The sequence below is a fragment of the Streptomyces sp. NPDC002619 genome (genome assembly GCF_042889305.1).
Lineage (GTDB): Bacteria > Actinomycetota > Actinomycetes > Streptomycetales > Streptomycetaceae > Streptomyces.
The window spans coordinates 67,107-81,994 of sequence record NZ_JBIAQV010000020.1 but is presented as its reverse complement, the minus strand read 5'-3'; the positions used below and the strand labels follow the sequence as shown (position 1 = coordinate 81,994).

Genomic DNA, 14,888 nt, shown 5'->3' with positions numbered 1-14,888 from the left:
TCAGAAATGCGCCCGAACGTCCCTCATACCCAGGTATCCAGCCGCATACGTGAACGCCCGGAGGCGATAGGGATGGCGGTTCCGGTGCACAGGGGCCAGAGGTAGAAGTTCTGTCGCCCCATGGCGGTTCCTCGCGAGCCGAAGGCCGGCCTGGGCGCCCCACACGTGGCAGGGCGCCCATGCCCATTGTCACGGTGTCGCCGATCAACACAGAGAGTCACCAGGCAAAGGGCTGCGATCCACTGGCGCTCAGGAGCAGAGATTCACGTGCCGGACGGCCAGGACGTGCCCCGCCGCGTCGATGAGGCGGCTGCGGGCGATGTGCCCGCCGGCCACCGCATTGGTGATCGCCGAGGCGATCGAGGACGTTTGGGAGCTGACATTGCTCCCCAGATCGAACATGACCATGTCGGCGCCGGAACGCAGGGCCTGGACGGCGGCGGCGGGGACGCTGAAGCCGGCGGCGGAGATCGCCTTGGCGCTGAGCGAGTCGGTGACCACCAGCCCCTTGAAGCCCAGCTTGCCGCGCAGCTCGTAGCTGATGGTGGTGGGTGACAGGCTCGCCGGATTGGTGCCCAGGCCCGGCACGATGTTGTTGGAGACCATGATGGCCGGGGCACCGGCCTTGATGGCCGCTGTGAACGGCGGGAGGCCCACCTTTTGCAGGGTGGACCAGGGCAGGGTGCGGGCGGGGCCGAAGTCGGAGTTGTAGCTGGAACCGCCAAGGCCCGGGAAGTGCTTGACGACAGGTATCACGTGTCCGTCGCGCAACCCGTTCATGTACGCGACACCGTCCTTGGAGACCACCGAGGTGCTTCCGCTGAAGGATCGCCATCCGTCGGGATTGGTCCGACCGGGGGCCACGTTCCTGCCGTCGACGTCGACCACCGGCGCAAGGTCCATGTTCACCTGGGCGGCGGCCATCTTGGCGGCGACCTTCGCGACGTTCTGCTGGATCTGGGCCGGGGTCCAGTGCGTGCCCATGTACGCGGGCCATGGCAGGGAACCGACGAGGTTCGCCATGCGCTGGATGCCGCCGCCCTCCTCGTCGGTCATCACCAGCAGGCCCAGGTGGCCAGGTACATGGGACTTCAGGGCGGTCAACCGGGAGCCGAGGTCGGACGGAGCCTTGCTGCCGAACAGCAGCACACCGCCCGCACCGGCGCTCACCTCGGAGGTGACGTCGGACACCGAGGTCTCCGACACCGGGACGGCGATGGTCAGCATGGCCAGCCGGCGGTTCGACCACCCTGCCAGCTTCGTGCTGTTGGTGCACGCGGTGGCGGTGGCGGTGAGGTCCGGAGTGAGGGACGAAGGGGAGAGGGAAGGAGCGCCGGACGGAGTGAGGGGCGAAGGCGCGGCGGGTGGGGCGAGGGACGAAGGGGAGTGGGAAGGCGCGCCGGGCGGGGCGAGGGACACGTCGGGGCCACTGGGGTGCGGGGCCGCCTTGGGGGTGCCCGTGCCACAGCCCGCCAGGAGCACGGCCGCCACGGCGGCGGCGGTGCTCAGTCTGCGTGCGGTCGTGGGCCGGCCGGGGAGCCGCGGCGGCGCTGTCGTGCTTCTGCGGTCACGGTACGACGGGAGATTCATCGCCTGGTCTGCTTTCGGAAGACGCGACGGTACCCGTCGCGCTGAGGGCCGTATGAGCATGAGGTGGGCTTCACGAAGCGTGAGATGCGCACCAGCCTGCATTTGTTCGCTGGTCCGCGGTCGGCGTACCAGGATCTCGCCTCGCGGAGTCGGCCGGAAGTTCAGCAGACGTGCCGCGCCCTCCTAGTGTGTCTGACCTGGCTAGACCCAGGTGTCCAGCCACATCCGCGACCGCCAGGAGTCGATCGGGATCGCCGTGCCCGTGTACAGGGGCCAGAAATAGATGAAGTTCCAGGCGATCAGCAGGACCAGGACGCCCGCCCCCGCCGCGCCGACCACGCGTCGGGTGTCGCCGGCGCCGGGTGGGCCGATCAGCGCGCCGATCAGCATCGCCACCGCCAGGCAGAGGAACGGCAGGAAGACGACGGCGTAGAAGAGGAAGATCGTCCGCTCCTGGTACATGAACCAGGGCAGATAGCCGGCCGCGATGCCGCAGGCGATGGCGCCCGCGCGCCAGTCGCGCCGCAGCAGCCAGCGCCACAGCACGTACAGGATCGCGAAGCAGCCCACCCACCACAGCAGCGGCGTCCCCAGGGCGAGCACCTCACGGGCGCACTTCTGGCCCGCGCTCGCCGGGCAGCCGTCCGTGCCGGGGGAGGGGGACTCGTAGAAGTACGAGACCGGGCGGCCCAGCACGATCCAGCTCCACGGGTTGGACTGGTACGTGTGCGGCGACGACAGCCCGACGTGGAACTCGTACACCTCGTGCTCGTAGTGCCACAGGCTGCGCAGCCAGTCGGGCAGGAAGGTCCAGCTGCCGCCCTTGCCGTCGGTCGCCGCCCAGTTGCGGAAGTAGCCGCCGGAGCCGTCGGTCGGGGACAGGATCCAGCCGATCCAGGACAGCAGGTACACGCCGATCGCCACCGGGACCGTCGCCAGGAACGTGATGCCCGTGTCGTACTTGAGGACCGCGGCGTACGGGCTCCGCGCCCCGGCCACCTTGCGGGCACCGACGTCCCACAGCAGCGCCATCACACAGAACGCGGCCAGGATGTACAGGCCGTTCCACTTGGTGCCGATCGCGAGGCCGAGCAGCAGACCCGCGCCCCAGCGCCAGGGCCGCCAGCCCAGGCGGAGCGTGTCGCCGACGTACGCGTCCGGGCGGACCCGGCCGTCCGCGTCCACGGGCAGCGCGGCGGCGAGTTTCTGCCTCGCCCGGTCGCGGTCGACGACCAGGCAGCCGAACGCCGCCACGACGAAGAACATCAGCACGCCGTCGAGCAGCGACGTCCGGCTCATCACGAAGTGCAGACCGTCCACCGCCATCAGCGCGCCGGCCAGGCAGCCGAGGAACGTGGAACGGAACAGACGGCGCCCGATGCGACACAGCAGCAGCACGCTGAGCGTGCCGAGCAGCGCCGTCATGAACCGCCAGCCGAACGGATTGAACCCGAAGGCCAGCTCGCCGAGCCCGATCACGTACTTGCCGACCGGCGGGTGCACGACGTACGCCGCGTCCGACGGGATGCCGACGTGCCCCGCCTTCTGCAGGATCAGGTCGTTGGCGTTCTTGTCCCAGTTGACCTCGAAGCCGCGGTGGACGAGCGCCCAGGCGTCCTTGGCGTAGTACGTCTCGTCGAATATCACCGCCTTGGGGCTGCCCAGATGCCAGAACCGCATCAGGCCCGCCATCAGCGTCACCAGCAGCGGACCGACCCAGCCCGACCAGCGGTTGATCCGCTCGGCCAGGACCGGTGGCACGCCCAGGGCGAGCCACAGGCGCGGGCTCGGCTCGGCGTACGGCGGCACCAGGCGCTCCACGACACCACCTGCGTCGCCTCTGCCCGCCGCCGGGTCCGTCGTGCCCGCCGTGTAGCCGAAACGGCGCAGCCGTTGCTGCCACGACGGTCGCTGGTCGTGCGGGGCCTGCCCCTGCCGGGTGTCCGTGGAGGACGCGGTACTGGTCACCGCGCCATCGTAGGGAACCCTTGTGTGTGAGTCCCGTGCATGGGTGGTACCGGTTGTGGTGCGTCCGCCTCCGGTGGCTCCTGCGAGGATGGAGGAGTGACTGGAACCCTTGTTTTGGCGGGCACTCCCATCGGCGACATCGCGGACGCGCCGCCCCGGCTGGCCGAGGAGCTGACCGGCGCGGACGTCGTCGCCGCCGAGGACACGCGGCGGCTGCGGTGGCTCACCCAGGCGCTGGGCGTCACGCCCAAGGGACGCGTGGTGTCCTACTTCGAGGGCAACGAGTCCGCCCGCACACCCGAACTGGTCGAGGAACTGCTGTCCGGCGCGCGTGTGCTCCTGGTCACGGACGCCGGGATGCCGTCGGTCTCCGACCCCGGGTACCGGCTGGTCGCCGCGGCCGTCGAGAAGGACATCCGGGTCACCGCCGTCCCCGGCCCGTCCGCCGTGCTCACCGCTCTCGCCCTGTCCGGGCTGCCCGTCGACCGGTTCTGCTTCGAGGGATTCCTGCCGCGCAAGGCGGGCGAGCGGCTCTCCCGCCTGCGGGAAGCGGCCGAGGAACGCCGCACGCTCGTGTACTTCGAGGCCCCGCACCGGCTGGACGACACCCTTGCTGCGATGGCCGAGGTCTTCGGCGCCGAGCGGCGGGCCGCCGTGTGCCGGGAACTGACCAAGACGTACGAAGAGGTACGGCGCGGTCCGCTCGCCGAGCTCGCGGCGTGGGCGGCCGACGGGGTGCGCGGCGAGATCACCGTCGTCGTCGAGGGCGCCCCCGAGCGCAGCCCCGGGGAACTCGACGCCGCGGAACTCGTGCGCCGGGTCCGGGTGCGCGAGGAGGCGGGGGAGCGCCGCAAGGAGGCGATCGCGGCGGTGGCGGCGGACGCCGGGATTCCCAAGCGGGAAGTGTTCGACGCGGTGGTGGCCGCGAAGACGGCGGGGAGCGCGTAGGGCCGCCGGCACCGTGAGTGCGGCCTGTGGTGACCTGACCTGCAGATGTTGCGAGGCCCTTCTCGTGTACACCAGCGGAAGGGCCTCGCTGTTGTCCTGTGGCAGGCTGTCCGGAGACCCCCGCGAAGTGGTGGCTGTGACCACTCACGAGGTGCGGGTCGACAACCAGCGGCACTTCGCCCACCTGCGGGTACCGGTCACGGCCGCCGCACTGGAGGAAATCGCCGGGGAAAGCCTCACCCGCACCGATCGCCTCTACCGCGAGGCCCTCGCGGAAGTGGCCGGGCGGCCGGCGGATCTGGGGGCCCTGCGGGAGAGCGTGACGTGCGACCGCGCGACCGACGTCCTGTGGTTCTCCTCGGCCACCAGTCCTGGCGGCTGTACGTGGCGGACTGCGGCTGGTCCTGGAACGAGACAGAGGAGTGGCCGGCCGGTCAGGTGTCGGCCGCCCTGCTCGGCGACCGCACCGGTTGACCGGCCCGTCGGTGCCGCGTCGGAGTGATGTGTATGCCGGGCGTGCGCTTGGGTTCGCTCGGGTGAATCGTGGTTGTGCGCGGGCGTGTGAGCGGGGTTTCGCGACCGGCGTGGTGACCCGTGCGCGGGGTGCGTGATCGAGGAGCGTGCACCCCCTGGCCTGGGGTGATGTGGCCTCTGAGCGGGGCGCTTCTCCCATGAGCGCGCGCCCCATGCGGCGGCAAAGGGTACTTGCGGAAGAGCAAAGCCCTCGCGGTGTCCCGGGCCGGTTTGGCAAGGAAAGTCCAAATCGACTCCAACAGTCGACAGACGTGATGCATTCATGGCTGAGGAGGCGTCCACTGGTCGAAGGGGCGCACCCGTCCCTCGTCCCCAAGGGATTCCGGGGGGAATCCCGCACGCCGGGGACGCTTGTCCAGCGGACAAGAGGAGCAGCTGGCATGAGTGAGATCGCAGGGCGCACCGGCCTCAGCGGTACGGCGACAGCCGTCGTCCACGAGTCGTATTCCTTCGCCTGCATGCGCTGCGGGCACGGCTGGGAGCAGTCGTACGAGATAGAGCACCACACGGACGCCGACGGCACCGAGTTCGTCGTGTATGTGGCCAACGGCCAGTTCGTGCCCTCCCCGCTGAGTCGGCCCACGTGCGTCAACTGCGACGGCCATGTCGTCCGGATCATGCGGCCGGGTCAGGTCTCGTCGGTGCGCAGCGCGGGTCGGCGGAAGTCGGCGACCCCAGAGGCACCGGAGACGCCGGAGCAGGTCAGGGAGCACCACCACTGGCACCTGTCCGATCTCCTTCGCCCCTTCCAGCGCAAGGCGAGCTGAACCGGGCCCGGGCGTTCGGAGGCGGGTCCCTTCCGTAGGATCGGGACATGCCTTCGAACGCCGACAAGAACGCGGCGCCGCCGCTCCCGGAGCCCCTCCGGGTGCCGGTCGCCGACTCCCACACCCACCTCGACATGCAGTCCGGCACGGTGGAGGAGGGCCTCGCCAGGGCCGCGTCGGTGGGAGTGACGACCGTCGTCCAGGTCGGCTGCGACATCAAGGGCTCGCAGTGGGCCGCGGAGACCGCCGCGACGTACGGCAGCGTCCACGCGACCGTCGCCCTGCACCCCAACGAGGCCCCGCGCATCGTCCACGGTGACCCCGATGGCTGGTCCCGGCAGGGCGCGCGTGAGCCGGGCGGCGACGCCGCGCTGGACGAGGCCCTTGCGGAGATCGACCGGCTGGCCGGGCTGCCCCAGGTCAAGGGCGTCGGCGAGACCGGGCTCGACTACTTCCGCACCGGACCGGAGGGCAAGGCTGCCCAGGAGAAGTCCTTCCGCGCCCACATCGAGATCGCCAAGCGGCACGGCAAGGCCCTGGTCATCCACGACCGCGACGCCCACGCCGACGTCCTGCGCGTTCTCAAGGAGGAGGGCGCCCCCGAGCGCACCGTCTTCCACTGCTATTCGGGCGACGTCGCGATGGCTGAGGTGTGCGCCCGCGAGGGCTACTTCATGTCGTTCGCCGGCAACGTCACCTTCAAGAACGCCCAGAACCTGCGCGATGCCCTCGCGATCGCCCCGCTGGAACTGGTCCTCGTGGAGACCGACGCGCCCTTCCTGACTCCGGCGCCCTACCGCGGACGACCCAACGCCCCGTACCTCATCCCGGTCACGGTCCGCGCGATGGCCGCCGTACGCGGCATCGAAGAGGATGCGCTGGCGACGGCCCTGGGCGCGAACACGGCCCGCGCCTTCGACTACTGACCGGGCACGCTCCGCACGCTGTGTAGTCGCGTCGCTTTGGAGAGTGACCATCGCTCCGCTAGGTTCTAGGGTCCCGATCTGGACCCCCTCTGGCCCTCTGGAGCGTGTCGGCGTGAACAAGCCGCGGTACGAGACGTATGAGACGTACGGCCTGAGTGAGACATCCGGACCGAGCGCGAGCCCGGCGCGGGAGCCCGTTGCGCGCGCGGGGATCGCGGGGCGTGCCGCGCGCCGGCGCAAAGCGCGGTACGCCGAGCGCCCGGAGTCCGCCATGCGCCGTCTGCTGCCGCAGGCGCTGGTCGTGGCCTTCCTCGCCGGCGGCACCGCCGCGTTCGTCGCCCAGGACAAGGCGATCGAGCTGAGCGTCGACGGCGAGCCGCGCACGCTGCACACCTTCGCCGACGACGTGAGCGAGCTGCTCGCCGAGGAGGGCGTGGCGGTGGGGGCGCACGACATGGTGGCGCCCGCCCCCGGCACGGCGCTCGCCAGCGGCGACGAGGTCGCGGTGCGCTACGGCCGCCCCGTACGGCTCACGCTCGACGGCCGGCCGCGCGAGGTGTGGACCACGGAGCACACAGTGGCAGGGGCGCTCGGACAGCTGGGGGTGCGCGCGGAGGGCGCGTATCTCTCCACCTCGCGCTCCGAGCGCATCGGACGCGCCGGGCTCGCGCTCGACGTCCGCACCGAGCGCGCCGTCACGATCATGGCGGACGGCCGCGCCCGCACCGTCCGCACCAACGCGGCCACCGTCCGCGAAGCCGTCCAGGGCGCAGGGATCACCCTGCACGGCCAGGACGCCACCTCCGTATCGCCTGGCAGCTTCCCGCGCGACGGGCAGACGGTGACCGTTCTGCGCGTGACCAGAACCGAGGAGGTCCGTGAGGAGCCGATCCCGTTCGCGGTGCGGCGCACGACGGACCCCTCGCTGTTCAAGGGCACCGAGGTCGTCGACCGGGCCGGGCAGTCCGGGGTGCGGCGGGTCACGTACGCCCTGCGGACCGTCAACGGGGTCCGGCAGAAGCCGCGCCTGGAGACCGCCGAAGTGGTGCGGGAACCGAGCCCGCAGGTCGTGCGGGTGGGCACAAAGCTGCCGCCGCGCTCGCTCGCCAGCGCCGATGGCCTGAACTGGCATGCCCTGGCCGTCTGCGAGTCCGGCGGCCGGCCCCACACGGTGGACCGCTCGGGGACGTACGGCGGCCTCTACCAGTTCGACACCCGCACCTGGCGCAACCTGGGCGGTAAGGGCCGCCCGCAAAAGGCGTCGGCGGCGGAACAGACGTACCGCGCGAAGAAGCTCTACCTGCGCCGCGGGACGACTCCCTGGCCGCACTGCGGGGCGCTGCTGCACAGCTGAGCGCCGGTCGGCCGGGCGAAGGGGCCCGCCGCGGGCCCGTACCCTTGTCCCGTGAGCAGCCCCACCCCCGACGCCCTCCTCGGCCCCGCCGACATCCGTGAGCTCGCGGCAGCGCTCGGTGTTCGTCCCACCAAGCAGCGCGGCCAGAACTTCGTGATCGACGCCAACACGGTCCGCCGTATCGTCCGTACCGCCGAGGTCGGCCCCGACGACGTGGTCGTCGAGGTCGGCCCAGGGCTGGGTTCCCTCACCCTCGCGCTCCTCGAGGTCGCCGACCGGGTCACGGCCGTCGAGATCGACGACGTCCTGGCCGCCGCGCTGCCCGCCACGATCGCGGCGCGCATGCCGGAGCGCGCGGACCGGTTCGCGCTCGTCCACTCCGACGCGATGCACGTCACTGAACTGCCCGGCCCCGCCGCGACGGCACTGGTCGCGAACCTGCCGTACAACGTGGCCGTCCCCGTGCTGCTGCACATGCTCGACACCTTCCCGAGCATCGAACGCACCCTGGTCATGGTGCAGTCCGAGGTCGCCGACCGGCTCGCCGCGGCGCCGGGTTCGAAGGTGTACGGCGTCCCGTCCGTCAAGGCCAACTGGTTCGCCGACGTGAAGCGGGCCGGGGCCATCGGGCGCAACGTGTTCTGGCCCGCGCCGAACGTCGACAGCGGGCTCGTCTCCCTCGTCCGGCGGGCCGAGCCGGTCAAGACCACGGCCTCCAAGCGGGAGGTCTTCGCGGTTGTCGACGCGGCGTTCGCGCAGCGGCGCAAGACGCTGCGGGCGGCGCTCGCCGGGTGGGCGGGCTCCGCGCCGGCCGCCGAGGCGGCGCTGGTCGCAGCCGGTGTCTCGCCGCAGGCACGCGGAGAGGCGCTGACGGTGGAGGAGTTCGCGCGGATCGCGGAGCACAAGGAGAGCAAGTGAGCGTCACGGTACGGGTCCCGGCCAAGGTCAACGTCCAGCTCGCCGTGGGCGCCGCCCGGCCGGACGGGTTCCACGATCTCGCCAACGTCTTTCTGGCGGTCGGGCTGTACGACGAGGTCACGGTGACCCCCGCCGACAAGCTGCGCGTCACCTGCGAGGGGCCGGACGCCGACCATGTCCCCCTCGACCGTACGAACCTCGCGGCGCGCGCCGCCCTGGCACTCGCCGAGCGGCGCGGCATCGACCCGGCCGTGCACATCCACATCGCCAAGGACATCCCGGTCGCCGGCGGCATGGCGGGCGGCAGTGCGGACGGCGCGGGCGCGCTGGTGGCCTGCGACGCGCTGTGGGGAGCGGGCGCGTCCCGCGGTGAACTCCTCGCGATCTGCGCAGAGTTGGGCAGCGACGTGCCGTTCAGCCTGGTGGGCGGGGCGGCGCTGGGCACCGGGCGCGGGGAGAAGCTGACGGCTCTCGAGGTCGGCGGGACCTTCCACTGGGTGTTCGCGATGGCCGACCGGGGGCTGTCGACACCGGCGGTCTTCCGGGAGTTCGACAGGCTCGGTGAGGGGCTCGACCTCCCGGAGCCCGTCGCGTCCGGGGAACTCCTCGACGCCCTCGCCAAAGGAGACCCCGACGGTCTCGCCGTCGCGGTCTCCAACGACCTTCAGTCAGCAGCGCTGTCCCTTTTCCCCGAGTTGGCCGACACGCTGAGCGCGGGGCGCGCGGCCGGTGCCCTCACGGCGCTGGTCTCCGGGTCGGGGCCGACGACGGCGTTCCTGACGCGGGACCCGGAGTCGGCGGAGAAGGTGGCGGACGCATTGCGCACGTCGGGCACGTGCCGGACGGTACGGACGGCTTCGGGCCCGGCGGCGGGCGCCACGGTGGTGTGAGACGCTCAGAGGCTGTCGATGGTGGTCAGGTCGATGTCGATGTCGTAGGGGACGCTGACCTTGACGTGGTCGTGGTGAATACCGGTCAGCACGTAGGTGCTTGTGGCTTCGCCCCTCTCGTAGACCTGGACGACGGGATGATCGTCCTCGCCCGCCATCTCGACCAGCCAGAAGTGAGGGATGCCTGCGGCGGCGTACTTGTGCGGTTTGGTGTCCCGGTCACGGGCTTCCGAGGACGGTGACACGACCTCGACGGCGAGCAGGACATCGGCGACCGCGAAGTACGTCTGCTCGCGGCTCTTGACGGCCTCCGCACGGACGACGGAGATATCGGGCTCGGGGCCGTTGCGTCGGTCGAGGACGACGGTCATCTCCCGGCGGACCCTCAGCTCGGAAGGCACCGTGCTGCGCAAGCCGTGAACCAGCAGGTCGATCACGATGCTGTGGAAATCCCGCTGCGGACTCACGAAAACCAGGCTCCCGTCGATCAACTCGGTGTGCGGCGGGAGATCAGGCAGCGTGAACAGGTCGTCCACGGTGTAGCCGTCCTGCGGCGGCACCGGCCACCGGCCACGGTGCTCTACGGACTCGGCGGTCATGGTTCCTCCCATGGACGGGATCCTGCTGCCCGCCCTCCACGGTAGCGGCCGAATCCCGATCACGTCATCACAAAGAGTGACCATCCCCGCGCGCCACGCTCCCACCCCCGCAGGCCCTACGCTTGAAGGCTGATCGATCCCCGTGCACAGGAGTGAAATGGCCGTCAATCTGGTCAATGTCGAGAACGTCAGCAAGGTCTACGGCACGCGTGCCCTGCTGGACGGTGTCTCGCTCGGTGTGTCCGAAGGGGACCGGATCGGGGTCGTCGGGCGCAACGGCGACGGCAAGACCACCCTCATCCGGATGCTCGCCAAGCTGGAGGAGGCGGACACCGGGCGGGTCACACACTCCGGCGGGCTGCGGATCGGTGTGCTCACGCAGCACGACTCGCTCGACCCGGCCGCGACCGTGCGGCACGAGGTCATCGGGGACATGGCCGACCACGAGTGGGCCGGGAACTCCAAGGTCAGGGACGTACTCACCGGGCTGTTCGGGGGGCTCGACCTGCCCGGCTTCCCCAAGGGGCTCGACACCGTCATCGGGCCGCTGTCCGGAGGCGAGCGGCGCCGTATCGCGCTGGCCAAGCTGCTCATCGAGGAGCAGGACCTGCTCGTGCTCGACGAGCCCACCAACCACCTCGACGTCGAGGGCATCGCCTGGCTGGCCCGGCACCTGCAGAACCGGCGTTCGGCGCTGGTGTGCGTGACGCACGACCGGTGGTTCCTCGACCAGGTCTGCACGCGCATGTGGGACGTGCAGCGCGGCGCCGTGTACGAGTACGAGGGCGGCTACTCCGACTACGTCTTCGCCCGCGCCGAGCGCGAGCGCATCGCCGCCACCGAGGAGACCAAGCGGCAGAACCTGGTCCGCAAGGAGCTGGCCTGGCTGCGGCGCGGGGCGCCCGCGCGGACGTCCAAGCCGCGGTTCCGGGTCGAGGCCGCCAACGAGCTGATCGCGGACGTGCCGCCGCCCCGGGACAGCTCCGAGCTGATGAAGTTCGCCTCCTCACGGCTCGGCAAGACCGTCTTCGACCTCGAGGACGTCACCGTGCAGGCCGGGCCCAAGGTGCTGCTCAAGCACGTCACCTGGCAGCTCGGTCCGGGCGACCGCATCGGCCTCGTCGGCGTCAACGGCGCGGGCAAGACCTCGCTGCTGCGGGCCATGGCCGACGCGGCGCGGAGCGAGGGCGAGGTGCAGCCGGCCGGCGGGCGCGTCGCCGTCGGCAGGACCGTCAAGCTCGCCTACCTCTCCCAGGAGGTCGCCGAACTCGACCCGACCTTGCGCGTCCTGGAGGCCGTGCAGCAGGTGCGCGAGCGGGTCGACCTCGGCAAGGGGCGGGAGATGACCGCCGGGCAGTTGTGCGAGACGTTCGGCTTCAACAAGGAGAAGCAGTGGACGCCGGTGGGGGATCTGTCCGGCGGTGAGCGCCGTCGGCTGCAGTTGCTGCGGCTGCTGATGGACGAGCCCAACGTTCTCTTCCTCGACGAGCCCACCAACGACCTCGACATCGAGACGCTCACCCAGCTCGAGGACGTCCTCGACGGCTGGCCCGGCTCGATGATCGTCATCTCCCACGACCGGTTCTTCGTCGAGCGCACCACAGACCGGGTCTTCGCCCTCCTCGGCGACGCAGCCCTGCGGATGCTGCCGCGCGGAATCGACGAGTACCTGGAGCGGCGGCAGCGCATGGAGGAGGCGGTCGCCGCCTCGGCCGCCGCCGCGGCGCCCAAGGCGACGACGGAGAAGAGCGCCGCCGACCAGCGCGCCGCCAAGAAGGAACTCCAGCGGATCGAGCGCCAGTTGGACCGCGTCTCCGAGAAGGAGACCAAGCTGCACGCCCAGATCGCCGAGAACGCCACGGACTTCGCGAAGGTCGCCGAACTGGATGCGCAGTTGCGCGACTTGGCCGGGGAGCGCGAGGAACTGGAGATGCGCTGGCTGGAGCTCGCGGAGGACGCGTAGCCGCGGCGCGCGCCCCCGCACACGGCGCGCAGTCCCACCGGCGGGGCGCGCGGGACCGGCCAGGGCGCGTGGGGGAAGCAGTGCGCCCGGGCGTGCGCTGGGGGGCGTGAAGCGTGCGCGCTGCGCCCAAGCGTGCGGCAGGAGGCGTGCGTTGTGCGCTCGGGGCGCGAGCGTGTGGCAGGGGCGCGCATCGCCCGGCGCGCGCCTTGCAGATCGATGCGCGCCTCAACTGATCAACACGCGCCTCAACCCATAGACGCGCGCCTCAACTGACCAACGCGCGCCCCAGCGCTCACCCTGCGCGCCGAGCGTGTCAAATCCCCTTCACGCCCGCGCGAATCACGCGCCACGCGCCGCGCGATTCAGCCGTGCGCGGTGCCCGTGCGCGCACCGCGTGAAGGGGGCGTGAAGGCGCGTAACGGCGGCATCACGGGGCGGTTCTCCCTTGGGAACAGCGGTGGATTTGGGCCCGTGCGATGTCGTAACCGAGTGATAGAAAAGGGCAGTCTGAGAGCTGTCCTAATACGACCTAGGGTCCGTCGTGAACCTCAGGGCGTGGATAAAAAAATCAGTGAAACAGGGGGAAGCGCGCTGATGACCCAGCCGCCCAATCAGCCGCCGCAGGGCGGTTTCGGAGCACCACAGGAACAGCCACCGCAGGGCGGAGGATTCGGCGCTCCGCAGACGCCGCCCGCGCAGGGAGGATTCGGCGCACCCCAGGGCACGCCGGGCACGCCCCCGCCGCCCGCCCAGCCGCCCCAGGCTCCTCAGACGCCACCGCCCCCACCGCAGCCCGGTTACGGCTACCCGCAGCAGCCCGGCCCCTACGCCCAGCCGGGTCCGTACGGCGCCCCGCCCACGCCCGGCCCGTACGGACAGCCGCAGCAGCAGGGGCCGTACGGACAACAGCCCGGCTACGGCTATCCGATGCAGCCGCAGTACCCCGGCGCGCCCGGCACCCCGCCGCCCGGCGGGTCCGGCAACCCCTTCAAGGGCAAGCCCGCGCTGGTGATCGGTGCCGCGGTGGCTGCGCTGCTGGTCATCGGCGGCACGGTGTACGCGGTCACCAGCGGCGGAGACGAGAAGAAGCCGATCGCGCAGCAGTCCGACGACCCCAAGCCCTCCGGTTCCGCCTCCGCCGACCCGGTCAACCCAGGTGACGGCAGCGGCGACGGCGGCGCGGACCCCGACAACCTCAACGAGGGCAGGCAGCCCGGCGAGGCGAAGGCGCTCTGGTACAAGTCGGCGCCCGACGCGCCGGGTTCCGGCGCCGACGCCCCCGGCATGTGGATTACCGGCAGGACGGCGGTGAAGGCGGCGTACAAGCAGGTCTTCGCCTTCAACGTGGCCGACGGCAAGCCGACTTGGTCCCCGATCACCTTCGAGCAGAAGATCTGCGCGGTCACGCCGCGGAAGTCGGCGGACGACAAGGTCGTCGTGGCGTACATGAGCGGCAGCAGCGACCGCGCCAAATGCAACCAACTCCAGCAGATCGACCTGAACACGGGCGAGAAGGGCTGGAGCGCCGAGGTCTCCGACGGGGCGCTGTTCGACAGCACGATCAGCGTCGAGCTGACCGTCGCCGGCAAGACGCTGATGGTGGGCCGCTCGCAGTCGGGCACGGCGTACGACCTGGCCAGTGGGGAGAAGCTGTTCGACAAGAGGAAGTACGGCACCGCCTGCTTCCCGACCGCGTTCGCGGGCGGCACGAACCGGCTGATCTCCGTGGCCTCCTGCGACGCGGGCGGCAGCAACGAGCACGACGAGATCCAGGAACTCGACCCGGCCACCGGCAAGGTGAAGTGGACCCAGCCGGTCAAGAAGGGCTGGCAGGTCGCGCGGACGTACTCCGTCGACCCGCTCGTGGTCTACCTCACCAATAAGGACAAGAAGGCCTGGAACATCTCCACCTTCACCGCCACCGGCGGCTTCCGCTCGGAGGTCAAGGTCGACGAGAAGTTCGCCCCCCAGTGCGGCTGGGCGATCCTCGAACGCGACCTCCAGGGTTGCCGGGGCGGGGCCGTCGACGCCAACACGCTCTATCTACCCACCGATTCGACCACCGGCGCCAACGAGATCGTCGCGATCGGCCTCGCCGACGGCAAGGAGAAGTGGCGTGTGAAGTCCCCGGCGGACGAGTCGATGGCGCCGGTGAAGATCGAGGGCGGCAACCTCGTCGCGTACGTCCAGCCGTCGTACGACGCGGGCGGTCAGGTCGTGTCGATCCCGACGGCGGGCGCGAGCCACAAGCCGGTGAAGCTGCTGCAGAACCCGCAGGGCACGGCCCAGATCGAGGACAGCTTCTACGACGGCGCCGTGGACTGGGTCGACGGGCGCTTCTACATCTCCTCCACCCGGCTGTCCGGCAACGACGACACGAAGGAGAAGCTGATGCTTGCCTTCGGCAAGTGAGATCGCGCTCCCCTCCTCA

The 14,888-nt window shown here is 70.8% G+C and carries 12 protein-coding genes; 9 read left to right on the top strand and 3 right to left on the bottom strand.

Translation table 11 applies throughout. The annotated features are described in order from the left end of the window. Positions 1-249 precede the first annotated feature (249 nt). Positions 250-1,590, bottom strand: a complete 1,341-nt coding sequence (locus ACFYXB_RS27520) for a glycoside hydrolase family 3 N-terminal domain-containing protein (protein WP_389586861.1) — start codon at positions 1,588-1,590, stop codon at positions 250-252. Between the two features lie 201 nt (positions 1,591-1,791). Next, on the bottom strand, positions 1,792-3,558 hold the full coding sequence (locus ACFYXB_RS27515) for a dolichyl-phosphate-mannose--protein mannosyltransferase (protein ID WP_389586859.1): 1,767 nt from the start codon (positions 3,556-3,558) through the stop codon (positions 1,792-1,794). Positions 3,559-3,654: 96 nt separating this feature from the next. On the opposite strand from ACFYXB_RS27515, the gene rsmI reads away from it, so the two are divergent. From rsmI to ACFYXB_RS27480, 7 genes are all read left to right on the top strand, one after another. Further along, positions 3,655-4,506: a 16S rRNA (cytidine(1402)-2'-O)-methyltransferase gene (gene rsmI / locus ACFYXB_RS27510; RefSeq protein WP_351344694.1), complete on the top strand. Its 852-nt coding sequence runs from the start codon at positions 3,655-3,657 to the stop codon at positions 4,504-4,506. Between the two features lie 324 nt (positions 4,507-4,830). After that, positions 4,831-4,980: a hypothetical protein gene (locus ACFYXB_RS27505; protein WP_389586857.1), complete on the top strand. Its 150-nt coding sequence runs from the start codon at positions 4,831-4,833 to the stop codon at positions 4,978-4,980. Positions 4,981-5,420: 440 nt separating this feature from the next. Continuing rightward, positions 5,421-5,807 carry a hypothetical protein gene (locus tag ACFYXB_RS27500; RefSeq protein WP_389586855.1) on the top strand — a complete coding sequence of 129 codons (387 nt, stop codon included), beginning with the start codon at positions 5,421-5,423 and terminating at the stop codon, positions 5,805-5,807. A 47-nt stretch (positions 5,808-5,854) separates the two neighbouring features. Beyond that, positions 5,855-6,733, top strand: coding sequence for a TatD family hydrolase (locus ACFYXB_RS27495; protein ID WP_389586853.1), 879 nt, complete (start codon positions 5,855-5,857; stop codon positions 6,731-6,733). Positions 6,734-6,809: 76 nt separating this feature from the next. Next, on the top strand, positions 6,810-8,087 hold the full coding sequence (locus ACFYXB_RS27490; protein WP_389586945.1) for a ubiquitin-like domain-containing protein: 1,278 nt from the start codon (positions 6,810-6,812) through the stop codon (positions 8,085-8,087). 51 nt (positions 8,088-8,138) lie between these two features. After that, on the top strand, positions 8,139-9,005 hold the full coding sequence (gene rsmA / locus ACFYXB_RS27485; protein WP_389586851.1) for a 16S rRNA (adenine(1518)-N(6)/adenine(1519)-N(6))-dimethyltransferase RsmA: 867 nt from the start codon (positions 8,139-8,141) through the stop codon (positions 9,003-9,005). Then, the gene (locus tag ACFYXB_RS27480) at positions 9,002-9,895 is read left to right on the top strand and encodes a 4-(cytidine 5'-diphospho)-2-C-methyl-D-erythritol kinase (protein WP_389586849.1); all 894 of its coding nucleotides are present in this window, start codon (positions 9,002-9,004) and stop codon (positions 9,893-9,895) included. The genes rsmA and ACFYXB_RS27480 overlap by 4 nt, the downstream gene beginning before the upstream one ends. 5 nt (positions 9,896-9,900) lie before the next feature. Here the strand turns inward: ACFYXB_RS27480 and ACFYXB_RS27475 are convergent, their stop codons facing one another. Further along, a complete protein-coding gene (locus tag ACFYXB_RS27475; protein ID WP_389586847.1) occupies positions 9,901-10,494 on the bottom strand; it encodes a Uma2 family endonuclease in 594 nt (197 codons plus the stop codon). Between the two features lie 157 nt (positions 10,495-10,651). On the opposite strand from ACFYXB_RS27475, the gene ACFYXB_RS27470 reads away from it, so the two are divergent. Beyond that, positions 10,652-12,457 carry an ABC-F family ATP-binding cassette domain-containing protein gene (locus ACFYXB_RS27470; RefSeq protein ID WP_389586845.1) on the top strand — a complete coding sequence of 602 codons (1,806 nt, stop codon included), beginning with the start codon at positions 10,652-10,654 and terminating at the stop codon, positions 12,455-12,457. A gap of 594 nt (positions 12,458-13,051) precedes the next feature. Next, positions 13,052-14,869, top strand: coding sequence for a PQQ-binding-like beta-propeller repeat protein (locus ACFYXB_RS27465; RefSeq protein ID WP_389586843.1), 1,818 nt, complete (start codon positions 13,052-13,054; stop codon positions 14,867-14,869). Positions 14,870-14,888 lie beyond the last annotated feature (19 nt).

Excerpts from the sequence above, each read along its gene's own strand:
- ACFYXB_RS27520 (WP_389586861.1), bottom strand. The coding sequence starts at position 1,590 with ATGAATCTCCCGTCGTACCGTGACCGCAGAAGCACGACAGCGCCGCCG.
- ACFYXB_RS27500 (WP_389586855.1), top strand. The coding sequence starts at position 5,421 with ATGAGTGAGATCGCAGGGCGCACCGGCCTCAGCGGTACGGCGACAGCC.
- ACFYXB_RS27495 (WP_389586853.1), top strand. The coding sequence starts at position 5,855 with ATGCCTTCGAACGCCGACAAGAACGCGGCGCCGCCGCTCCCGGAGCCC.
- ACFYXB_RS27475 (WP_389586847.1), bottom strand. The coding sequence starts at position 10,494 with ATGACCGCCGAGTCCGTAGAGCACCGTGGCCGGTGGCCGGTGCCGCCG.
- ACFYXB_RS27470 (WP_389586845.1), top strand. The coding sequence starts at position 10,652 with ATGGCCGTCAATCTGGTCAATGTCGAGAACGTCAGCAAGGTCTACGGC.
- ACFYXB_RS27465 (WP_389586843.1), top strand. The coding sequence starts at position 13,052 with ATGACCCAGCCGCCCAATCAGCCGCCGCAGGGCGGTTTCGGAGCACCA.